17 protein-coding genes and 2 pseudogenes are annotated in these 21,942 nt (G+C 68.3%); 14 read left to right on the forward strand and 5 right to left on the reverse strand.

What is annotated here, in order from left to right; genetic code table 11:
* Nucleotides 1-61 precede the first annotated feature (61 nt).
* From J2X34_RS02605 to J2X34_RS02615, 3 genes are all read left to right on the forward strand, one after another.
* Nucleotides 62-1,684 (forward strand): flavin-containing monooxygenase, encoded by a 1,623-nt coding sequence (locus J2X34_RS02605; RefSeq protein ID WP_429516048.1) that lies wholly within the window; start codon nucleotides 62-64, stop codon nucleotides 1,682-1,684.
* Nucleotides 1,685-1,864: 180 nt separating this feature from the next.
* Nucleotides 1,865-2,809, forward strand: coding sequence for an esterase/lipase family protein (locus tag J2X34_RS02610; protein ID WP_429516049.1), 945 nt, complete (start codon nucleotides 1,865-1,867; stop codon nucleotides 2,807-2,809).
* Nucleotides 2,810-2,945: 136 nt separating this feature from the next.
* Nucleotides 2,946-3,524, forward strand: coding sequence for a DUF1707 SHOCT-like domain-containing protein (locus tag J2X34_RS02615; RefSeq protein WP_429516050.1), 579 nt, complete (start codon nucleotides 2,946-2,948; stop codon nucleotides 3,522-3,524).
* A 59-nt stretch (nucleotides 3,525-3,583) separates the two neighbouring features.
* On the opposite strand, the gene clpB is transcribed toward J2X34_RS02615, so the two are convergent.
* A complete protein-coding gene (gene clpB, locus J2X34_RS02620; protein WP_429516051.1) occupies nucleotides 3,584-6,136 on the reverse strand; it encodes an ATP-dependent chaperone ClpB in 2,553 nt (850 codons plus the stop codon).
* Between the two features lie 244 nt (nucleotides 6,137-6,380).
* Between clpB and J2X34_RS02625 the strand changes: the two genes are divergently transcribed.
* The 6 genes and pseudogenes from J2X34_RS02625 (at nucleotide 6,381) to J2X34_RS02650 (ending at nucleotide 12,069) form a co-directional block, all read left to right on the forward strand.
* The gene (locus J2X34_RS02625) at nucleotides 6,381-7,544 is read left to right on the forward strand and encodes an FAD-binding oxidoreductase (protein WP_114721572.1); all 1,164 of its coding nucleotides are present in this window, start codon (nucleotides 6,381-6,383) and stop codon (nucleotides 7,542-7,544) included.
* Between the two features lie 453 nt (nucleotides 7,545-7,997).
* The gene (locus tag J2X34_RS02630; protein ID WP_429516052.1) at nucleotides 7,998-9,215 is read left to right on the forward strand and encodes an ABC transporter substrate-binding protein; all 1,218 of its coding nucleotides are present in this window, start codon (nucleotides 7,998-8,000) and stop codon (nucleotides 9,213-9,215) included.
* A 36-nt stretch (nucleotides 9,216-9,251) separates the two neighbouring features.
* A pseudogene (locus J2X34_RS02635) lies at nucleotides 9,252-9,485 on the forward strand (nuclear transport factor 2 family protein); the annotation flags it as partial.
* Nucleotides 9,486-9,608: 123 nt separating this feature from the next.
* Nucleotides 9,609-10,362: pseudogene (locus J2X34_RS02640) on the forward strand (NmrA/HSCARG family protein).
* A gap of 35 nt (nucleotides 10,363-10,397) precedes the next feature.
* The gene (locus tag J2X34_RS02645) at nucleotides 10,398-11,168 is read left to right on the forward strand and encodes an FAD-binding oxidoreductase (protein ID WP_114721568.1); all 771 of its coding nucleotides are present in this window, start codon (nucleotides 10,398-10,400) and stop codon (nucleotides 11,166-11,168) included.
* 172 nt (nucleotides 11,169-11,340) lie between these two features.
* Complete coding sequence (locus tag J2X34_RS02650; RefSeq protein ID WP_114721566.1) at nucleotides 11,341-12,069, forward strand: hypothetical protein; 729 nt, start codon at nucleotides 11,341-11,343, stop codon at nucleotides 12,067-12,069.
* Between the two features lie 60 nt (nucleotides 12,070-12,129).
* Here J2X34_RS02650 and J2X34_RS02655 read toward each other — a convergent pair whose 3' ends face one another.
* From J2X34_RS02655 to J2X34_RS02670, 4 genes are all read right to left on the reverse strand, one after another.
* Complete coding sequence (locus J2X34_RS02655) at nucleotides 12,130-13,707, reverse strand: AMP-binding protein (RefSeq protein WP_429516053.1); 1,578 nt, start codon at nucleotides 13,705-13,707, stop codon at nucleotides 12,130-12,132.
* Nucleotides 13,708-13,852: 145 nt separating this feature from the next.
* Entirely contained in the window at nucleotides 13,853-14,677 is an 825-nt protein-coding gene (locus J2X34_RS02660) for an SDR family NAD(P)-dependent oxidoreductase (RefSeq protein WP_114721564.1), read from the reverse strand.
* Nucleotides 14,678-14,702: 25 nt separating this feature from the next.
* Nucleotides 14,703-15,536 (reverse strand): mycofactocin-coupled SDR family oxidoreductase, encoded by an 834-nt coding sequence (locus J2X34_RS02665; RefSeq protein WP_429516054.1) that lies wholly within the window; start codon nucleotides 15,534-15,536, stop codon nucleotides 14,703-14,705.
* Nucleotides 15,536-16,345 carry a mycofactocin-coupled SDR family oxidoreductase gene (locus J2X34_RS02670; protein ID WP_114721758.1) on the reverse strand — a complete coding sequence of 270 codons (810 nt, stop codon included), beginning with the start codon at nucleotides 16,343-16,345 and terminating at the stop codon, nucleotides 15,536-15,538. The genes J2X34_RS02665 and J2X34_RS02670 overlap by 1 nt, the downstream gene beginning before the upstream one ends.
* 253 nt (nucleotides 16,346-16,598) lie before the next feature.
* Between J2X34_RS02670 and J2X34_RS02675 the strand changes: the two genes are divergently transcribed.
* The 5 genes from J2X34_RS02675 to J2X34_RS02695 all read left to right on the forward strand — a co-directional run bounded on the left by J2X34_RS02675 (nucleotide 16,599) and on the right by J2X34_RS02695 (nucleotide 21,930).
* Complete coding sequence (locus J2X34_RS02675; RefSeq protein ID WP_174913047.1) at nucleotides 16,599-17,777, forward strand: Rieske 2Fe-2S domain-containing protein; 1,179 nt, start codon at nucleotides 16,599-16,601, stop codon at nucleotides 17,775-17,777.
* Between the two features lie 42 nt (nucleotides 17,778-17,819).
* The gene (locus tag J2X34_RS02680; protein WP_114721560.1) at nucleotides 17,820-19,001 is read left to right on the forward strand and encodes a hydroxylase; all 1,182 of its coding nucleotides are present in this window, start codon (nucleotides 17,820-17,822) and stop codon (nucleotides 18,999-19,001) included.
* A gap of 29 nt (nucleotides 19,002-19,030) precedes the next feature.
* Nucleotides 19,031-19,963 (forward strand): biphenyl-2,3-diol 1,2-dioxygenase, encoded by a 933-nt coding sequence (bphC, locus tag J2X34_RS02685; protein WP_114721559.1) that lies wholly within the window; start codon nucleotides 19,031-19,033, stop codon nucleotides 19,961-19,963.
* A gap of 201 nt (nucleotides 19,964-20,164) precedes the next feature.
* Complete coding sequence (locus J2X34_RS02690) at nucleotides 20,165-20,956, forward strand: IclR family transcriptional regulator (protein ID WP_114721558.1); 792 nt, start codon at nucleotides 20,165-20,167, stop codon at nucleotides 20,954-20,956.
* A gap of 38 nt (nucleotides 20,957-20,994) precedes the next feature.
* Complete coding sequence (locus J2X34_RS02695; protein ID WP_114721557.1) at nucleotides 20,995-21,930, forward strand: alpha/beta hydrolase; 936 nt, start codon at nucleotides 20,995-20,997, stop codon at nucleotides 21,928-21,930.
* Nucleotides 21,931-21,942: the final 12 nt, after the last annotated feature.

A 21,942-nucleotide genomic window follows, 5' to 3' on the forward strand; every position in this document is an offset into this window, starting at 1 on the left:
GACCGCGGGGTCTGGTCCATCTTCAGGGTCGGGCACCTCGCGCTCATGGAAGGACTCTTCAGTGAACGGACAGGATTCGGCACCCATCACCGCCTCGTACGACGCCGTGGTCGTGGGCGCGGGCATCGCCGGCGTGTACGCCGTCTACCGGCTCCGCAAGCAGGGCTTGACGGTGCGCGCGTTCGAGGCCGCCAGCGGCGTGGGCGGGGTGTGGTTCTGGAATCGCTACCCGGGCGCCCGCTGCGACGTCGAATCCGTCGACTACTCGTACTCCTTCTCCCCCGAACTCGAGCAGGAATGGGACTGGAGCGAGAAGTACGCCACCCAGCCCGAGATCCTCCGGTACATCAACCACGTCGCGGATCGTTTCGACATCCGTCGTGACATCCAGTTCGAAACCCGGGTCACCTCAGCGGTTCTCGACGAGGACACGCTGCGGTGGACGGTGAGCACCGACCGCGGCGACGTCGTGTCGGCCCGTTTCTTCGTCGTCGCCGCCGGCCCGCTGTCGAACGCCAACACCCCCGACTTCGCCGGCCTGGACACGTTCACCGGCGACGTCTTCCACACCGCGTACTGGCCGCACGAGGGCGTCGACTTCACCGGCAAGCGTGTCGGTGTGATCGGCACCGGATCGTCCGGGATCCAGTCCATCCCGCACATCGCCGAGCAGGCCGAGCGCCTGTTCGTATTCCAGCGGTCCGCGAACTACTCCGTGCCCGCGGGCAACGCCCCGCTCGACGACGCCACCCGCGCCGAGCAGAAGGCGACCTACGCCGAGCGTCGCCGGTTGTCGCGGGAGTCCGGCGGCGGATCCCCGCACCGCGCGATCCCCCACTCCGCCCTCGAGCTGTCCGAGGAGGAGCGCCGCGCCGCCTACGAGGAGCGCTGGCAACTCGGCGGCGTCCTGTATTCCAAGACGTTCCCCGACCAGCTCACCGACCTCGCCGCGAACGACACCGCTCGGCAGTTCTGGGAGGAGAAGGTCCGCGCCGTCATCGACGATCCGGCGATCGCGGAACTGCTGATTCCCACCGATCACGCGATCGGCGCCAAGCGCATTGTCACCGACAGCGGCTACTACGAGACCTACAACCGCGACAACGTCGAACTGGTGAACCTCAAGGCCGCGCCGATCGTCGGCATGGACGAGCACGGCATCGACACCACCGACGCGCACTACGACCTCGACGCGATCGTCCTCGCCACCGGATTCGACGCGATGACCGGCTCGCTCGAGAAGCTCGAGATCGTCGGACGCGGCGGCCGCAGCCTGAAGGAGAAGTGGGCTGCGGGCCCCGAGACCTACCTCGGTCTCGGCATCGACGGCTTCCCGAACTTCTTCAACCTCACCGGCCCCGGCAGCCCGTCGGTGCTCGCGAACATGGTGCTGCACTCCGAACTCCACGTCGATTGGGTGGCCGACGCCATCGCCTACCTCGACGACCGCGGCGCCGCCGGCATCGAGGGCACCCCCGAGTCCGTCGCCGACTGGGTCGAGGAATGCCGCACCCGCGCCGAGGCGTCCCTGCTCAACACCGCGAACTCCTGGTACCTCGGCGCCAACATCCCCGGCCGTCCGCGGGTGTTCATGCCGTTCCTCGGCGGTTTCTCCGCCTACCGCGAGATCATCACCGAGGTCGCCGAATCCGGCTACAAGGGCTTCGCGATCCTCGAAGCCTGAGTCGCACCGCTCCATGCGCGGCCCGGCACCTCATAGAAGGTGTCGGGCCGAAGTGCATCGCGAGCTGTCGGCGGCGGGGACCACATGTGTTTCAGTCCACGATTTTCACGTTACGGGCGGTATCGCCTGTGTTAGGTTCCTCGAGCGGTCGGGACGGCACACCGGACGAAGGGACACTACGTGCGAAAGTTGTTCGCAGGGCTGGTAATCGCGGTTTCGGGAGCACTACTGATCGGCGGCACGGCCGGGGCGGCTCCCGCTCCCCCGTTGCCGGTGCCGGACGGATTCTTCTCCGGCATCCTGCCGGAGTTGACCAATCCCGCCGGATCGCTGCCCGGTTCCAACGACTTCTCGTGCAAGCCGACGGCCGAGCACCCCGAACCGGTGATCCTGGTGCACGGCACCGGCGGCGGACAGCAGACCAACTGGGGCAAGTACGCACCTCTGCTCGCGAACGAGGGGTACTGCGTCTTCTCCCTGACGTACGGCGGCGTGCCGGGCATGCCGTGGCCGGTCAGCGCGATCGGCGGGATGCTGCCGATCGAGCAGAGTGCGCAGCAGTTCGGCGACTTCGTCGACCGCGTGCTCGCGTCGACCGGCGCGACGAAGGTGAACCTCGTCGGGCACTCGCAGGGCACGCTGATGCCCAGCTACTACCTGAAGTTCCTCGGCGGTGCCGACAAGGTCGACAAGTACGTCTCGCTGGCGCCGCTGTGGAAGGGCATCGACGCCCTCGGCGTCTCCCAACTGGCTCCGACGGTCAAACGCTTGGGACTGCAAGAGGTTCAGGCGCAGACGGTCGAGCAGCTGTGCGGGGCGTGCTTCCAGATGGCGGCCGGCACCGACTTCATGAACAAGATGAACGAGGGCGGGCCCTACGTCCCGCAGGTGACGTACACCAACATCATGACCCGCTACGACGAGGCCGTCGTGCCGTATACGGCCGGCTTCCTCGAGGCCCCGAACGCCACCAACATCGTCGTACAGGACGCCTGTTCACTGGACTACGCCGAACACGCGGGCATCGCCGCGGATCCGATCGCCGCGACGCACGTCCTCAACGCACTCGACCCGGAGCATCCGCGGCCGGTCCCGTGCTTCTTCGTCCCGCCGTTCACGGGCTGACCAGGCCTGCACGTCGACCGGGTCGTCGAATCCGGCTGCAAGAGTTTCACGACCGAGTAGGCGACCCCGAGACGGTGTGTGACCGGCGGCTACCATCGAACCCACACGATTCGGGTCCGACTGGGAGGTGACGGCGGTGACCGGCACATCCGGCGACGGTGGTCTGCGACTGAGTGACGACGAGCGCCTGCACGCGCTGAATGCGATCGGCGAGCACTACGCGGCAGGACGATTGGACGTCGACGAGTTCTACGAGCGCACCGGCAGCATCGCGGACGCACGCACGCTCGACGGCGTGCAGCAATCGTTCCGGGATCTGCCCGGCGGCGTACCCCTGCGCGCGGACGGCGGCGCAATCGTCAAGGTGCCGTTCACCGTCAGCGGTACGGCCGACGCCGCCATGCCGGCGTCGCAGCAGAGCACGGAGACCGAGCTCGCGTCACTGCTGCGGCGCGGCAAGTGGATCGAATCGCTCGACTGGCTCGTACTCGGCCTCACCCTGGTGGCGTTCCTGATCCTGAACAACGTCGTCGACTGGGACTACGCGTGGGTGGTGTGGCCCAGCCTGATCGTCACACTCGGCCTACCGCGGATGATCCTGGGGTTCAGCGACTCGGACGAGGAGCTCTACGGCGAGCTCAAGGAGTCCGAGGACGAGGCACGCAAGAAGCGGTTACGCGAGGCCGCGGAGCGAATCAAGGAACTCGAGGCCTGACGGCCCGTGCGCCTAGCCGGTAGCTGCTACTACCGACAAGGCGCACGGGCGCGCAGCGCCTAGCCGAGCACCAGGTGATCGCCGTCCTCGGAGACGGTCACCGGCACGGTGTCGCCGTCGCGGACGGTACCCGCGAGCAGCAGCTTCGCCAGCTGGTCGCCGATGGCCTGCTGGATGAGGCGGCGCAGCGGACGCGCGCCGTACAGCGGGTCGTAGCCGCGCACAGCGAGCCAGAACCGGGCCGAGTCCGCCACCTCGAGCGTGAGCCGTCGGGCCGCGAGCCGGGCCGCCAGCTGATCCAGCTGGATGTCGACGATCGACTCGAGCTGCTCCTCCGACAGCGGGTCGAAGACGACGACGTCGTCGAGCCGGTTGACGAACTCCGGCTTGAACGCCGAACGCACCGCCGCCATCACCTGCTCACGGTCGCCGCCCGCACCCAGGTTGGAGGTGAGGATCAGGATCGTGTTCCGGAAGTCGACCGTGCGGCCCTGACCGTCGGTGAGCCGGCCGTCGTCGAGCACCTGGAGCAGGATGTCGAACACGTCCGGGTGTGCCTTCTCGACCTCGTCGAACAGCACGACGGTGTACGGCCGTCGGCGCACCGCCTCGGTGAGCTGGCCACCCGATTCGTAACCGACGTAGCCGGGGGGCGCACCGACGAGCCGCGCGACCGAGTGCTTCTCGCTGTACTCGGACATGTCGATCCGCACCATCGCGCGTTCGTCGTCGAACAGGAACTCGGCCAACGCCTTCGCGAGCTCGGTCTTGCCGACGCCGGTGGGACCGAGGAACAGGAACGAGCCGGTGGGCCGGTTGGGGTCGGCGACGCCGGCCCGGGCGCGGCGCACCGCGTCGGACACCGCCTGCACCGCGTCCGCCTGACCGACCACGCGCTTGCCGAGTTCGGTCTCCATGCGCAGCAGCTTGGCGGTCTCGCCCTCCATCATGCGGCCGGCGGGGATGCCGGTCCACGCGGACACGACGTCGGCGACGTCGTCGGGACCCACCTCCTCCTTGAGCATGACGGCACCATCGGACGCCCCGTCCGACACAGCCGCGGCGGCCTCGAGTTGCTTCTCCAGCTCGGGAATCCGGCCGTACCGCAGTTCGGCGACCTTGCCGAGGTCGCCGTCGCGTTCGGCGCGATCCTCCTCGCCGCGCAGCGCCTCGAGCTGTTCCTTGACCTCGCGCACCGAGTCGATGGCGTTCTTCTCGTTCTGCCACCGGGCGGTGAGCTGGCGCAGCTTCTCCCGATCGTCGGCGAGTTCCTCGCGCAGCTTCTCGAGCCGGTCCTGGGAGGCCGCGTCGGTCTCCTTCGTCAGCGCCATCTCCTCGATCTCGAGACGACGCACGACGCGCTCCACCTCGTCGATCTCGACGGGCCGCGAGTCGATCTCCATGCGCAGCCGCGACGCGGCCTCGTCGACGAGGTCGATGGCCTTGTCCGGCAGGAAGCGCGAGGTGATGTAGCGGTCCGACAGGGTCGCGGCGGCAACGAGCGCCGAGTCGGTGATGCGCACGCCGTGGTGCACCTCGTACCGCTCCTTGAGTCCGCGAAGAATGCCGACGGTGTCCTCCACCGACGGCTCGCCCACGAGGACCTGCTGGAAGCGTCGTTCGAGCGCGGCGTCCTTCTCGATGTACTGGCGGTACTCGTCGAGCGTGGTGGCGCCGACCAGCCGCAGCTCACCGCGGGCGAGCATCGGCTTGATCATGTTGCCGGCGTCCATCGCCGACTCGCCGGTCGCACCGGCGCCGACGATGGTGTGCAGCTCGTCGATGAACGTGATGACCTGGCCGGCCGAGTTCTTGATGTCGTCGAGCACGGCCTTGAGCCGTTCCTCGAACTCGCCGCGGTACTTGGCACCGGCCACCATCGATCCGAGGTCGAGCGAGATGACGGTCTTGCCGCGCAGGGACTCCGGGACGTCCCCGGCGACGATGCGCTGCGCGAGACCCTCGACGATCGCGGTCTTGCCGACGCCGGGTTCGCCGATGAGCACCGGGTTGTTCTTGGTGCGACGGCTCAGCACCTGCACCACGCGCCGGATCTCGGTGTCCCGCCCGATGACCGGGTCGAGCTTGCCCTCGCGGGCCTGCGCGGTGAGGTCGGTCGAGTACTTCTCGAGCGCCTGATAGGTGCCCTCCGGGTCCGGGCTGGTGACGCGCGCGCTGCCGCGGACGGCGGTGAACGCGTCCCGCAGCGCCTCGGGGGTGGCGCCGTGGCCGACGAGGAGCTTGGCGACGTCGGAATCTCCGGACGCGAGACCCACCATGACGTGCTCGGTGGAGACGTACTCGTCGTCGAGTTCGGTGGCGAGGTGCTGCGCGGCGGTGATCGCGGCGATCGCCTCGCGGCCGAGTTGCGGCTGGGTGGTGGCGCCGGTGGCGCGCGGCAGCCGGTCCACCATCACCTGGGCCTCGCGTCGAACCACAGTGGGATCGACGCCGACGGCCTTGAGCAGCGGTGCGGCGATGCCGTCGGTCTGGTCGAGCAGCGCCACCAGCAGGTGCGCGGGACGGATGTCCGGGTTGCCTGCTGCGGACGCCGACTGCAACGCAGCCGTCAGCGCGGCCTGGGTCTTGGTGGTGGGGGAGAATGAGTCCACTGGTCACCTTCCTTGCGACGAACGAACAAGATCATTGTGCCGTGCCGGAGGATTCCGGTCGGCTGTCGTTCTCCTCAACGAACGAAATGTTGAGTCTGTTCCGCTCAACTTCGGAATTCTTCGGGAATTCTCACCCGGGTTAGGCGAGGCCCACAACCGGACGGTCTCGTCGGCGGTGCACACTGGTAACCGGCTCCGATCCTCGACTGCGGTCGGAGCCGATCCGCATGCAAGGGAGGACGACGTGGAACCGGCCGAGATCAGTCTCATTCGTGCACAATTTGCGGCCGTCACCTCGTCTACCGACACCCGCGACCGCTTCGCCCACACCTTCTACACCCAGTTCTTCGGCCGCATCCCGCAGAGCCGCTCGCTGTTCCCGGCCGGGATGGACGGCCAGCGGGTCAAGCTCGTCGCGGCGGTCGAGTTCATCGTCCGCGGGCTCGACGACACCGACCGACTGCTGCCGTTTCTCGCGCAGCTGGGCCGCGATCATCGCAAGTACGGGGTGCAGCGCGAGCACTACGCGGCCGCCGGCAACGCACTGCTCGACGCGATGCGCGACGCCGACTCCGACGGGCCGTGGGGCCCGCACAGCGATGCCGCGTGGCGCGAGCTGATCGCCCTGATCACCACCACGATGTCCGATGCCGCCGACGCCGACGACTTCCCCGCGCTGTGGGAGGCGACCGTCGTCAGCCACGAGCGGGTGCTGCGGGACCTCGCGATCATCCGGCTCGAGTCCGACTCCCCGATCCCCTACTCCGCCGGGCAGTACCTCAGCGTCCAGATCCCGCAGCGGCCCCAGATGTGGCGATACCTGTCGCCGGCGATGCCCACCAACCCGTTCGGCCAGCTCGAGTTCCACGTCCGGCGGGTGTCGGGCGGTTGGGTGAGCCCCGCGATGGTCAACGAGACCGCGGTCGGCGACCGCTGGCAGCTCAGTTCCCCGCTCGGCGGTCTGCACGTGGACCGCGAGTCCGGCCAGGACGTCCTGATGATCGCCGGCGGCACCGGACTCGCGCCGCTGCGCGCACAGATCATGGACATGGCCCATCGCGGCATCAACCCGCGGGTGCACCTGTTCGTCGGCGGCACGTACCCGTGCGACCTGTACGACATCGAGACGCTGTGGCACCTGTCGCTGAGCAACCCTTGGCTCACGGTCGTGCCCGTCACCGAGGAAGACGAGAACCCCTGGTGGCACCCGTACCCCAGCCCCGAACCGCCGCCGGGAATGCACCAGCGCCTGCTCGGCCCGCTGGGCCGAGTGGTGGGGCAGTTCGGAACCTGGGCCGACCGGCAGGTGCAGATCTGCGGTTCCCCGGCGATGGTGAAGACCACCGCATACGCACTACAGCGGACCGGCACACCGGCGTCGTCGATCTCCCACGACCCACTGCGCTGACGGGGCACAGTCGAGGCATGGACGACCTCCCACCGATGCCACCGGTCGACAACACCGGCCCCGACTCGTCCGACACGACGTCCGGCTGGGTGATCGCAACGTGGTTGACGACGATCGTGGCCGCAGGCACTCCACAACCATCGCGTCACCACCGGCATACGCCCGGGAACCTGAATCCGCCTGCGCCGAGAAAACCGACCGGTCAGCGGGAGACTCCGTAGGCGCTGCGCCGCACCCGCTCTAGCGTCGATCCCAACGAGCACGAGCCGGACCCGACACCGGGTTCCGGCCCGCTCCTGCACGCTCACATGCATCCAATAATGTTGCCTCACAAAGCTTTCTCCACTTCCTAGAGGCGGAACAGGCTATTGACGTAATCCACGTCACACCCTTAGCGTCAGCGCGCCCAGGCAATCGCCTGGCATCGGCCGTGCCCATTCGGAGGGATCCTGCATGAAGATTCGGCATTCTGCGTTCATCGCGGCACTGGCGGCCTCCGCCGTCGCCGTCGCCGGCTGCTCCGGCTCGGCGTCCGGCGAGGACGCCTCGGACAGCGGCCCCTACCGTGTCCTGGTCACCGGGGCGATCAGTGGCCAGGGTTCGTTGGCGGCGAATGCCCAGACCTCGATCCTGGCCGCGAAGGCCGGCGTCGAGGAGGTCAACAAGAACGGCGGAATCGCCGGGCGCACGGTGGAACTCACCGTCGTCGACGACGGCGGTGACGCCACCAAGGCGGTGTCCAACCTGCGCGACGCGGTGAACTCCGGCAAGAAACCGGACCTCTACCTCAACTCGGGCCCGTCCACGGTCTCGGCGGCGACGCTGCCGATCCTGAAGCAGAACAAGATCCTGTCGTTCAACGTCGGCCCCACCGACAACTCGTCCGATCCGAGCGAGTTCCCCCTCAACTTCGATCTGTCGCCCTCACCCACCGAGTACGCCGTCTCCCTCGCCCGGTACGCGAAGAGCAAGGGCTACCAGCAGGTGGGCGTCATCCACGGAAGCAGCGCCTACGGTGAGGCATTCGGTAAGGCGATGGACTCCGCCCTCTCCGACGAGGGCGTCAGCATGTCGGCCACCGAGGAGTACGACGTGGCCGCACTGGACATGACCGCCCAGTTGCAGGCGCTGAAGAACAAGGGCACGCAGGCGCTGGTCATCGACGCGTACGGCGCGCCCCTGGGTTACCTGCTCACGAGCCTCGAGCGACTGGACTGGCACATCCCGTTGATCGGCAACACCTCGGTCTCCGGCACTGCCCTGATCGCGAAGCCCGCGCCGGACGGGGCTCTGGGCACGCGGGCCGCCTCCAACCTGGTGATGCAGGTGTTCCCGAGCACCGTCTACGACGCCGCGGACACGACGGTGAACACGATGGTGTCGTCGATGGCATCGATGGGGTCGATTCCTTCGACGCTCATCCTCGCCGACAACTACGACCCGTTCGGGCTCGTTGCGGCCGCGGCCGACAAGGTCGGCTCCGCCGCGGATCCGCAGAAGCTCGCCGAGGCGCTCGAGACCCAGGAAGTTCTCGACAACGCGCGAACGGCGTTCCTCCCGCGCTACCACTACTCGCCGGAATCGCACGCGCCCAACCTGGCCGACGACGGGTACCGGTTCGTGCCGCCGAGCAAGCTGCTCAACGGCCAGTACGGCAATCCCGCCGCGTGATCGAGGAGACGCCATGACGATCCAGCCACTGCACGCGCCGCCGGCATCCATCTGCTGAACGTTCCGTCGATCGAACTGGACGGCGACGAGGCCGCGGCTCGAGTGCATTTCGAGTTCCGGTCGGGCGCCGTGCAGGGCGCCGAGACGAGACACACCCACGTGGCCGGCCACTACACGGTGCGGTACCGACGGACCGAACTCGGATGGCGCATCGCGCACCGCAGGGAGGTGGCGGTCCGCCGAGACCGCGGCTTCTTCTACTCGTACTGACACCCACCGGGGCCGTGTTCGGGCGCTTCGCCCGCACACGGCCCCGGTCCGTCGTGTCCACGCCGTTTCCGGGGGTACGCTCGCGGCGGGAAGCACCCCGTGTCACCGACCGGAGGAGATCCGATGGCCACCCATCCGATACTGGTTCTCGCCGCCACGGGCGGACAGGGGCGAGCGGTCAGCACGGCCCTCCTCGACCGGGGCGCGCCGGTGCGTGCCCTGGTGCGCAACCCGACGTCGGCCGGGGCACGATCCCTCGCCGACCGGGGCGCCGACATCGTCACCGGATCGCTGGACGACGGAGAGTCGTTGGCGGCGGCCATGCGCGACGTGGCGGCCGTCTTCGCCATGACGACGCCGTTCGAGGGCGGGGTCGAGGAGGAGATCACCCAGGGCCGCACGATCGTCGCGGCCGCCGGTCGGGCCCGGGTACCGCACCTGGTGTTCAGCTCGGTGGCCGGCGCCGACCAGCACAGCGGTGTTCCGCACTTCGAGAGCAAGGCCGTCATCGAGGCCGAGCTGACGTCCAGCGGGCTCGCCCACACGATCCTGGGGCCGACGTACTTCTTCGACAATGCACTCGGCGGCGCCGATCGGATCCGCACGGAGGGCGTGCTCGACCTGCCGCTGCCGCCGGATCGCCCACTGCAACAACTCGATCGCAGGGATCTCGGGGCGTTCGCGGCCCACGTCCGCTCTCCCCCGAGCGCTTCGCCGGCGAGCGGATCGAACTGGCAAGTGACGCACCCACTCCCGACACCATGGCCGCGGCCCCGGCTACCGGGTCGACCTCGAGCGGCTGCATTCCAGGTTCCCGGACGTGGGGTGGACGTCGTTCGCGGATTGGGCCGGTAGCACGTTCGGCGCGGCGCGATAGCAGCGGCGGACCCGATCACCGGGAACAATGGTCGTATGCAACAGCAGGATTCCTGGACCGCGACCGTCGTCGAACACCACCGCCTGCGCCGCGATGTCGCGGTGGTGCGCCTGATCGGTGAGGCCGTGCCGTTCCGCGCCGGCCAGTACGTGGATGTGAGCGTGCCGGGGCATCCGCGCCTGCCCCGGCGCCTCTCGCCCGCGCTGCCTCCGTCGCTCGACGGCAAGCTCGAGTTCCACGTCCGCACTGTCCCCGGCGGCTGGGTGAGCCGCAGCATCGTCGAGGACACACGCCCCGGCGATCAGTGGCAGATCTCCGCTCCGCGCGGTGATCTCACGGTCGACGAGGAGGGACCGACGGTCGTCATGGTCGGCGGCGGCACCGGCCTCGCCCCGCTGCGCTCGATCATTCTCGACCTGGTGCAGGTGCCGAACCCGCCGCAGGTGTATCTGTTCGTGGGCGGGCGGACGGTGGCGGACCTGTACGCGTCGGACATGCTCTGGCTGCTCACGCAGCAGTTGCCGTGGCTCACCACGATTCCCGTCGTCGAGGACGTGACCGACCCCGGCGCCCCCGACGATTGGTACGAGCGCATCCGCGACCACGTGGGCGACAGTGCGCTGGCCGGCTTCGGCGACGACCACCTGCTCGAGGGCACGCTCGGCGACGTCGTCGCGGCGCACGGCGCGTTCGTCGACCACCAGGTCCTCGTGTGCGGTTCCCCTGCCATGGTGCGAACCACCCGGGATCGGTTGATCGCCACCGGAACCCCCGCCGACGCCATCCGGTTCGACCCGCTCGACTAGCAGTTCGTCGGGTCCGCCGGGCATGAAATGAACGAATCTCCTGCAGGTCTGGACGGGCGTCCATATAGTCAGCGAGGACGCGTTCGGGGGTACGGCTCCAGGTGATGCGGTGCGGTACGCGTCCTGATGGCTGCAGTAGCCGACACCACTTCCGACCGAATGGAGCTCTTCCGTGAACCGTACGACGCTACGACGAGTCGCCGCCGCCGGCGCCAGTGCCGCCATGATCGCCACCGGCATGACCGTCTCTCTCGGCGCCGGAACCGCCGCTGCCCAGGAGTCCGCCTGCCAGCCGACCAAGAACTTCAACAGTGACGGCATCGTCGTCGAGCAGACCGCCGACAAGGCCGAGGTCGCACCCGGCGGCACCGTCACTTACCAGACCAAGGTGAGCCGCGGCAGCGGAATCTGGATGCTCAAGGAAATCGGGCAGTTCCACGACCCGGCACTGACGCTGGACAGCTCCAAGCTGAACGTCTGGTACCTGGCCGGAGGCCAGAAGTGGGGCGCCACCCATCTGAACAACGACCCCGCAAAGAATCTGTACTGGGAGAGCGGCAGCGGCTGGGACATGACCGGCGGCAACTACGCGGTCCTCGAAATGACCTACCGCGTCTCCGACGACGCCCAGGCCGGTAGCGAACTGGTCAGCGGCGTGCAGGCCAAGCCCCTCGGCTGGAGCACCAGTCAGGAATGGCCGACGACCGGCGCCTGCGTGAAGGTGCGGGCCAAGAACCCGGTCGAGTCGGCGAACGGCAGCCTGGATTCCGCCGGCCTCGGCTCGGTCAGCACGGCCAGTACCTCGATGTTCGGGTCGCTGACCAACCCGACCGGGTCCGTCAGCGACGTGATCAACGGCATCGACTTCGGCAAGATCTTCGGCGCGGTGGCCGGTAGCTGACCGACGAACACCGACACGGAAACGCCCGGCCGACGGATTCTCGTCGGCCGGGCGTTCTTGTCACACCGAGCGCGCGGCCCCTGCCCAGAACTGCGCGCGCAGGGCCTTCTTGTCGAGCTTGCCGAGCGGGGTGAGCGGCAGCGCGTCGACGAAGTCGACCGACTTGGGTGCGTGCACCGAACCCTTTGCGGCGCGGACTCGTTCGGCCAACTCGGTCGCCTCCACGGTTTGGCCGTCACGCAGCACGACGCATGCCTTGACGGCCTCACCCCACTTCTCGTCGGGCACTCCGACGACCGCGACGCTCGCGACGGCCGGGTGCCCCGAGATGACGTCCTCGATCTCGCGCGGGAACACGTTGAACCCGCCCGTGACGATCATGTCCTTCTTGCGATCGACGATGAACAGGAATCCGTCCTTGTCGGCGCGGGCGATGTCGCCGGTGTGCAGCCAGCCACCGCGCAGCGCCTCGGCGGTCTCGTCCGGCTTCTTCCAGTACTCCTTCATCACCAAGGGTCCACGAACGCAGATCTCGCCGAGCTCACCGCGCGGCACCTCGTTGAGGTCGTCGTCGAGCAGGCGCACGTCGAGCCACGGCACGGGGCGCCCGCACGACGCGAGCCGCTCGATGTTCTCCGGGTCGTGCTCCTCCTTGCGCATGACGGTGATCGTCATGCCGCACTCGCTCTGGCCGAAGTACTGGAAGAAGATCGGGCCGAGCTTGGCGATGCCCTCCTGGAGCCGGGTCGGAGACATCGCGGCGGCGCCGTAGAACAGCGTCTCCAGACTGGAGACGTCGCGGGTCTTCAGGTCCGGATGGTCGAGCAGCATGTAGATCATGGTGGGCACCAGCATCGTCGAGGTGATCTTGTACTTCTCGATCGCCTCGAGCACCGCACCCGGCTCGAACGCCGGCAGCACCACGAGCGAACCGCCACGCATCAGCGTCGGCACGAAGAACGCCATGCCCGCGTGCGAGAGCGGGGTGCATGCCAGGAACCGCATCTCGTCCGGGAACTGCCACTCCGCCATCTGGATCTGCGGCAGCGTCACACCCGATCGGAAGGTGTTGACCACGCCCTTCGGCTTGCCGGTGGTGCCGCCCGTGTAGACCATGCTCGACGGATCGTCGCCGTCGACGTCCGCGGCCACCAGCGGTTCCGGCGTGAACGTCGCCGCGAGCGCGAGCACGTCGACGCCCACCTCGGACGGCCCGAGGGAGAACAGATTCTTCAGCGACGGCACCGCGGCCTTCAGGTCGGCCGCACGGCCCTCGAACGCGGTCGGATCGAAGATCAACGTCTCGATCTCGGCGTCGCCCAAGATGTAGCTGTGGTCGTCGACCGAGCCCATCGGCGCCAGCGCGGTGTTGCGGCAGCCCTGGATCATCTGCGCGCCGACGCTGATGAGGACCTCGGGGCGGTTCTTCGACAGCATCGCGACGGTGGAGCCCTTGCCGATGCCGAGGGACTCGAGCGCCTGGATGAAACAGCTGATCTGGTCGCGCATCTGGCCGCCGGTCAGCACGACGTCGCCGAGGTAGAGCGCCGGCCGGTCGGCGTTGCGATCCAGCGCGGTGATGAGCAGGTCCGCCAGGAAGCGGGGGCGGTGGAGAACGTCGGTGAACTCGTCGGTCATGTGTGTTCCTTCTACGCGCGCGGACGCGGACACGGACACAGCGCTACGAGCGCCGGTCGCGCCACGGTCGGCCAGTGTGGTCCGGGTCACCGACACGATAACCGGATTTCCACAGAACTGGAACCTGTTACACCCAGAGGATCGGTCAGTTCCGGCCGTCGAACAGCGCGTCGGGCCGCAGCTTCTCGCTCAGCACCCGGGCGCGCTTGGACGCGAGCCGTTCGAACGCGTCGGGGTGCGTGAGGATCCAGAACTCGTCCCGCGCGATCCCGTCGAACAGTAGTTTCGCGGCCTCGTCCGGGGTCATCCCCTCCCGGATCTGGTCACGCCAGAAGCCGGCGTCCGCCGCGGTCGCGTCGTGCACCGGGGCGTCCTCGAAGATCCGCGTCGCGACCTGCCCCGGACTGAACACCGACACCCGGATCTGCGGGAACGCCTCCGCGCATTCGAGGTAGACGCACTCGGTGAGCGCCTGCACACCGTGCTTCGTCGCCGCGTACGCCGTCATCCGCGGGGTGATCGCGATGCCGCCCACCGAGCAGGTGTTGACGATGTGCGACGGCCGCGGATCGGCGCCCATCCGCGGCACGAACGAGCGGATGCCGTGGAAGACCCCGTTGAGATTCACGTCGATCACGCGCTGCCACTCGGTGGCCGGGATGTCCCACGTGTAGCCCAGCGACTCGAGTCCGGCATTGTTCAGCAGCACTGTCACCGAACCGAACTCGTCGTACGCGGCGTCGGCGAGGGCATCCACGGCGGCCGCGTCCCGAACGTCGGTGGGTACCGCGAGCACCGCGTGACCGTCGGCGCGCAGGTCGTCGGCGACCGCGTCGATGCGCTCGGCCGAGATGTCGGCGAGGACCACGTTCATGCCGAGCGACGCGGCGTACCGGGCCGCGCTCTCCCCGATGCCGCTGCCGGCGCCGGTCACGACGGCGGTGCCGCCCCTCAGTTCTTCGAATCGCATGGTGCTGTCCCTGCTTTCCGCGGTTCTACTTGACGCAGTGGCCGGCGTCGACGGGCAGTGTGACACCGGTGATGTAGCGGGCCTCGTCGGACGCGAGGAACAGACTCGCGTTGGCGATGTCCTCGGGCTCGATCATCGCAACCGGCAGCAGGTGCATCGACTGCGTTCCCGCCTCGAACTGCTCCTGCGTCGGTTCCTCGACGCCCGGGCAGAACGTCCGCATCGTGGACGGGTTCTGGATCATCGGGGTCCGCGTGTTCGCCGGGTGGATCGTGTTGACCCGCACACTGTGCGGCGCAAGCTCGTTCGCGAGCGACTTCATCAGCCCGACGACGCCGTGCTTGGCCGCGGTGTAGTGCCCGACGCTCACCAGGCCGCGCAGGCCCGCGATGGAGCTGATCAGCACGATCGAGCCGCCGCGGCCACCGTCGATGACGTGTGGGATGCCGGCCTTGCACGTGTGCCACACGCCGGTGAGGTTGACATCCAGCATCGTCTGCCAGCGCTCGGAGCCCATCTCGACGGCCGCACCGGACGAGCTGATCCCGGCGGTCGCGCAGATGATGTCGAGACGTCCGAGTGCCTCCACACCGGCGTCGACCGCGGCCGAGAGCGCCTGCTGGTCACGCACGTCGGCCTCGAACGCACAGATCTTGCGGCCGAGCGACTCCACCAGCCGGACCGTCTCTGCCAGATCCTCGGGCGACGCACCGGGCGTGGTCGAATGTTCGACGGGCGCGCACACGTCGACGGCGATGATGTCGGCGCCCTCCTGCGCGAACCGCACCGCCTGGGCCCGGCCCATGCCCCGCGCCGCGCCGGTGATCAGCGCGACCCTGCCTTCGAGACGTCCGCTCATCACGCCACCTTCTGGGTCTGGCCGGCGTCGATGACCATCTGCAGGCCCGTGACGTACCGGGATTCGTCCGATGCCAGGAACAGCACCGCGTTGCTCACGTCGATCGACTCCACCCACGGCACCGGCAGCAGCATCTTGGTGGCCAGCACCTCGGCGACGTCGGCGGCGGTGGGATTCTCGAGATCGGGCCGCAGCCGCGCGAACGTGGCGGGATTGAGGGTCATCGCGGTGGCGACGGCACCGGGATGAACGGTGTTGACGCGGATCGCTCTCGGACCGAGTTCGTTCGCGAGGGTCTTGGCCAGACCGGTGATCGCGTGCTTGGCCGCGGAGTAGTGCGACGCGCCGGGCACCGCCTTGATCGCGGCCGTCGAACTGACGATGACCACCGAACCACCGGACGGATCCATCTCCGCGACACCGGCCTTGACGGTGTGCCACGTGCCGGTCACGTTGACGTCGATGGACCGGTTCCACACGGCGTCGTCGATCTCCCACGACGGGCCGGGGTTGTCGCTGATGCCGGCGTTCGCGACGACGACGTCGAGCGGTCCGAGTTCGCGCGCACCGGCCCGCACCGCGGCGGTGAGCGCGTCGAAGTCCCGGATGTCGGCGGTGCCGGTGACGACGCGTCGGCCCTGTTGCTCGACCAGGCGCGCGGTCTCGGCGAGGTCCGTCTCCGACTCGCGTCCGGGCAGGTCGAGCGCGACGATGTCGGCCCCCTCCTCGGCCAGGCGGACCGCGTGCACGCGCCCCATCCCCTTGCCGGCGCCCGTGACGAGCACCGTCTTACCGGCCATCCGCATCATGATCATTCCTTTCACCGTGAGGCGACGCTAGCCAGCCGATCCGGCGACCCGGCAGTAGTCCTCCCGCGTGGTGGGAGGACCCGACCGACCCGGTGCCGCCGCCGTCGAAACCGCACGACGACCGCTCCGACCTGCCGCTATACCACGACCTCCGGGGTGTTCCATCCAGCGGGAGAACCCCTTCCCGCGCGACACGCCGCCGAGTTCTATGAGGCGCATCACAGGACAGCCCCCTGACGGCACGGAGGAACACATGTCACTCGACACGGCGCCCACCAACGGCTCGACGACCGACACCGACGAGATCCGCGAGATCGAGGCCGCGGCAGCGCCCACCCGCTTCGCGCGCGGCTGGCACTGCATCGGTCTCACCCGGGACTTCAAGGACGGCAAGCCGCACCCCATCGAGGCATTCGGTACCAAGCTCGTCGTGTTCGCCGACAGCAAGGGCGATCTGAAGGTCCTCGACGCGTACTGCCGCCACATGGGCGGTGACCTGAGCCAGGGCGAGATCAAGGGCGACTCGATCGCCTGTCCGTTCCACGACTGGCGCTGGGGCGGAAACGGCAAGTGCACCGACATTCCCTACGCCCGGCGCGTGCCCCCGCTCGCGAAGACCCGCGCGTGGACGACGCTCGAGAAGAACGGCCAGCTCTACGTCTGGAACGATCCGCAGGGCAACAAGCCGCCGGCCGACGTGACCATCCCGGACATCGCGGGGTACGGATCCGACGAGTGGACCGACTGGAGCTGGAAGACCCTGCGCATCAAGGGTTCGCACTGCCGCGAGATCGTGGACAACGTCGTCGACATGGCGCACTTCTTCTACATCCACTACTCGTTCCCGCGCTACTTCAAGAACGTCTTCGAGGGCCACACCGCGACGCAGTTCATGAAGTCCACGGGCCGCGAGGACATCGTGAGCGGTACCAACTACGACGACCCGAACGCCGAACTGCGCTCGGAGGCCACGTACTTCGGCCCGTCGTACATGATCGACTGGCTCGAGTCCGACGCCAACGGTCAGACGATCGAGACGGTCCTCATCAACTGCCACTACCCGGTGAGCAACAACGAGTTCGTGCTGCAGTACGGCGCGATCGTCAAGAAGCTCCCGGGACTGTCGGACGAGGACGCCGCCGACATGGCCGCGAAGTTCGCCGAGGGCGTCGAGATGGGCTTCGAGCAGGACGTCGAGATCTGGAAGAACAAGGCGCCCATCGACAACCCGCTGCTGTCCGAGGAGGATGGCCCGGTCTACCAGCTGCGCCGCTGGTACCAGCAGTTCTACGTCGACGTCGAGGACATCACCGACGACATGACCAAGCGCTTCGAGTTCGAGATCGACACCACCCGGGCGGTCGTGAGCTGGCAGCAGGAAGTCGCGGAGAACATCGCGAAAAAGGCCGAGAACTCGGCCCCGACCTCCTAGTCTCCGCTTCATAGAACACCCCGACTCGAAGAGGAAATACACATGAGTTACGAAGTCCTGGCCCGCATCGAGGCAGCCGCCGACGACATCTTCGTCGAGGGCATCGAGGCGGAGCGGATCGGCAAGGTCGCCGACGCCACCGCCAAGCGGATGAAGGACGCCGGGTCCATCCGGATGCTCCAGCCCAAGGAGCACGGCGGCCTCGAGGTCCACCCGCGCGAGTTCGCCGAGACCGTGATGCGGATGGCATCGCTGAACCCGTCCGCGGGCTGGGTCCACGGCATCGTCGGCGTGCACCCGTGGCAGCTCGCGTTCGCCGACCCCAAGGTGCAGCAGGAGGTCTGGGGCAACGACCAGGACACCTGGATGGCGTCGCCCTACATGCCGGGCGGCATGTGTATCCCGGTCGACGGCGGCTACAAGTTCGCCGGCAAGTGGTCGTTCTCCTCCGGAACCGACCACTGCGACTGGGCCTTCCTCGGCGCGATGGCGTGCAACCCGGACGGCAGCATGGAGATGCCGCCCCGCATGCTCCACGTCATCATCCCGCGCAGCGACTACGAGATCATCGAGGACTCGTGGGACGTCGTGGGCCTGCGCGGCACGGGTTCGAAGGACGTCGTCGTCAAGGACGCCTTCGTGCCGGACTACCGGGTCATGGACTGCGACGAGGTCATCGACGGCACCGCGGTCCGCAAGTACGGGCGCACCGAGACGCTGTACCTGATGCCGTGGTCCAACATGTTCCCGCTGGGCATCACGTCGGCCACGATCGGCATCTGCGAGGGCCTGCTGCACCACGCCAACGAGTACCAGCGTGAGCGGATCAACCCGCAGGGCACCGCCGTCAAGGACGACCCGTACTCGATGTTCGCCATCGGCGAGGCCACCGCGAAGCTGCAGTCGGCCCGGGATTCGCTGCTGGCCAACGTCGATCGTATGTGGGACCTGGTCGATGCCGGCAAGACGCCGACGTTCGAGCAGCGCGCCCTCGGCCGCGAGACCCAGGTCAACGCCGCCTGGCAGGCCGTCCAGGCCATCGACGCGGTGTACGCCCGCTGCGGCGGCAACGCCCTGCGCATGGACAAGCCGATGCAGCGCTTCTGGCGTGACGCGCACGCCGGCCTGCACCACGCGATCCATGTGCCGGGCACGGTGTACCACGCGGCGACGCTGAGCGGTCTGGGCGTCGACCCGCAGGGTCCGCTGCGCGCGATGATCTGACCACCATTCGAAATCACAACGGAGACAACATGACGAACCCCAATGTCGGCGGCTTCGGCACCGACATCCGCGGCCTGGGCTACGTGAAGGTCCAGACCAACGACATGGACCGCTGGCGCACGTTCGCCTTCGACGTGCTCGGCTTCGCGAAGGGCAGCGGACCCGACGAGAACGCCCTTTACCTGCGGATGGACGAGCGCGCGGCACGCATCATCGTCGTCCCCGGCGAGACCGACGAGGTTGTCACCATCGGCTGGGAGGTCCGCGACCACAACGCCCTGGTGCGCGTGACCGAGGCCGTCGAGCGGGCCGGCATCGCCGTCAAGCCGCTCTCGGTCGAGGAGGCCGACGCCCGCCGTGTCGAGGAGGTGGTGACCTTCCAGGATCCCGCCGGCGCGACGCTCGAGATCTTCCACGGCGCGGTCCTCGACCACAGCCCGGTCGTCACCCCGTTCGGCTCCAAGTTCGTCACCGGTGCGCAGGGCCTCGGCCACGTCGTGCTGCCGACGATGGATCCGAACGGCACGTTCGAGTTCTACACCGACGTCCTCGGCTTCCTGCCGCGCGGCGCGTTCCGGATCCCGGCCCCGCCGGAGTTCGGCCCGCTGCGGGTGCGCTTCCTGGGCGTGAACGAGCGCCACCACAGCCTCGCGCTGTGCCCGGCACCGCACAGCGGCGCCCCGGGCCTGGTGCACATCATGGTCGAGGTCGACACGCTCGACGCCGTCGGCCAGGCCCTCGATCGCGTCGTCAAGGACGGCTTCTCGGTGTCCTCGACGCTGGGCCGCCACACCAACGACAAGATGGTGTCCTTCTACGTCCGTGCACCCGGCGGCTGGGACATCGAGTTCGGCACCGAGGGCCAGAAGGTCGACGAGCGGTACTACTCCGCCGAGGAGATCACCGCCGACAGCTACTGGGGCCACGACTGGTCCGGCAGCGAGCCGCTCGCCGCGATGTAGCAGCGGGACCCACTCCAACCGAACAATCCGCCGTCAGGGGGAACCCCGTCCTACCAGGGACGATCGGGTTCCCCCTTTCGGCGTATGTCGATCTTGGTGATCCACTTCACAAAATGTGGATCCTGTGTCATTATTTCTAATCGAAATACCCACGTCAGATGGGTCTCACGGCGATGCTCGACAGAAGTGAGGGAGACATCGATGACCGCACCAGCGACTGCAGACTCCACCCCGACCGCGATCCTCGAACGGGTTTCGCTCGTCCTGGACACCTTCGACGGCCCCGGCCGCCTCACCCTCGCCCAGGTCGTCAAGCGCACCGGGCTGCCCCGGTCGTCGGCGCATCGCATGCTCGAGCGTCTCGTCGAGATGCGCTGGCTGCGCCGCGACGGCCGCGACTACGAGCTCGGCACCCGGCTGATGGAACTCGGCTCGATCGCCGTCCACCAGAATCGCCTGCACTCCGCTGCGGCACCGATCCTGCAGGAACTGCACCGCGTCACCGGCTACGTCGTACACCTCGGCGTCCTCGACGGCACCGACGTTCTCTACCTCGACAAGGTCGGCGGACGGCTCGCCGCCGAGCTGCCCACCCGCGTGGGCAGCCGCTACCCGGCCCGCAACTCCGCGATCGGCAAGGCCCTGCTCGCGTACACGCCGAACGGCACCGACAGCCTCGCCGAGTTCACGCCCGAACTGCACAAGGTCCGCGAGATGGGTGTCGCGTACGAGGTCAGCCAGATCTCCGGCGGCATCGGCATCATCGCCGTCCCGATCGGTCCGGTCGGGGGCGTCACCGCCGCGCTGTCGATCTGCGGACCCACCAGTCACCTCAAGTTCGACCACCGTCACTCCGCGCCGGTCCGCATGGCCGCCAACGCGATCCTGCAGTCCCTCACCGGACGCAGCCACGGCGCGGCGCCGATCGCGCACCGCAACCGCCTGCAGAGCATGCCCACCGCGGCACCCCGCGCCCGCCTCCAGTACGCCTGATCCCCAGACACTCCTGACCCCAGACTTCTAGGAGCACCATGCAGATCGATCCCGAGGTCGAGTCGATGCTCACCCTGCTCGACGCAGGGTTCCCCCCCGTCGAGGAGATGACCGGCGCCGATGCGCGGGCCGCGATCCGGGCCCGGCTACAGCCCGTCGCGAATCCCGAGGAGGTGGCGTCGGTCCGGAACCTCGAGATCGCCGGACCCGCCGGACCGATCCCGGTCCGCGTCTACGAGCCGGCCGCGAACTCCACGCAGCCGCGGCCCGTGGTCGTCTTCGCGCACGGTGGCGGCTTCGTGTTCTGCGACCTCGACACCCACGACGGAATCTGCCGTGCGGCCGCGAACGGACTGGGCGCCGTGGTGATCTCGGTGGACTACCGACTCGCCCCGGAGCATCCGGCCCCGGCCGCACTCGAGGACGTCTACGCGGCGCTCGTCTGGGCCGCGGACAACTGCGCCGACCTGAACGCAGATCCGGCCCGACTGATCGTCGCCGGGGACAGCGCCGGCGGCAACCTCGCGGCCACCGTCGCGCTGGCGTCCCGCGATCGTCGTGGCCCGGCCGTCGCCGCCCAGGCACTGCTCTACCCCGTCATCGACGACGACTTCGAAACCGACTCCTACCGAACCTATTCCGAGGGTCACTTCAACACCCGTGCGGCGATGCAGTGGTACTGGAAGCAGTACGCACCCGGCGGCGCGGACAGCGCGCTGATCTCCCCCAACCGCGCCGAGAGCCTGTCCGGCGTCGCGCCCGCCGTCGTCGTCACCGCGACCCGCGACCCGCTGTGCAGCGAGGGCGACGCCTACGCCGCACGGCTCGCGGCCGACGGTGTGCCCACGATCCACCGCGTGTACGAGGGGCTGTTCCACGGATTCCTGACGATTCCGGCACTGTCGATCACCCAGGTGGCGCGCAAGCAGTTGTGGGCGGACCTCCAGTCGATCCTGGGGACCGCGTCGAACTGAGCGTCAGCGGGA

Source organism: Rhodococcus sp. BE178, assembly GCF_050433545.1.
GTDB lineage: Bacteria > Actinomycetota > Actinomycetes > Mycobacteriales > Mycobacteriaceae > Prescottella.

Bases quoted from the DNA above. Each gene is read 5' to 3' on its own strand.
- J2X34_RS02630 (WP_429516052.1), top strand. From the start codon at position 7,998: ATGAAGATTCGGCATTCTGCGTTCATCGCGGCACTGGCGGCCTCCGCC.
- J2X34_RS02645 (WP_114721568.1), top strand. From the start codon at position 10,398: ATGCAACAGCAGGATTCCTGGACCGCGACCGTCGTCGAACACCACCGC.
- J2X34_RS02655 (WP_429516053.1), bottom strand. From the start codon at position 13,707: ATGACCGACGAGTTCACCGACGTTCTCCACCGCCCCCGCTTCCTGGCG.
- J2X34_RS02660 (WP_114721564.1), bottom strand. From the start codon at position 14,677: ATGCGATTCGAAGAACTGAGGGGCGGCACCGCCGTCGTGACCGGCGCC.
- J2X34_RS02665 (WP_429516054.1), bottom strand. From the start codon at position 15,536: ATGAGCGGACGTCTCGAAGGCAGGGTCGCGCTGATCACCGGCGCGGCG.
- J2X34_RS02670 (WP_114721758.1), bottom strand. From the start codon at position 16,345: ATGATGCGGATGGCCGGTAAGACGGTGCTCGTCACGGGCGCCGGCAAG.
- J2X34_RS02675 (WP_174913047.1), top strand. From the start codon at position 16,599: ATGTCACTCGACACGGCGCCCACCAACGGCTCGACGACCGACACCGAC.
- J2X34_RS02680 (WP_114721560.1), top strand. From the start codon at position 17,820: ATGAGTTACGAAGTCCTGGCCCGCATCGAGGCAGCCGCCGACGACATC.
- bphC (WP_114721559.1), top strand. From the start codon at position 19,031: ATGACGAACCCCAATGTCGGCGGCTTCGGCACCGACATCCGCGGCCTG.
- J2X34_RS02690 (WP_114721558.1), top strand. From the start codon at position 20,165: ATGACCGCACCAGCGACTGCAGACTCCACCCCGACCGCGATCCTCGAA.
- J2X34_RS02695 (WP_114721557.1), top strand. From the start codon at position 20,995: ATGCAGATCGATCCCGAGGTCGAGTCGATGCTCACCCTGCTCGACGCA.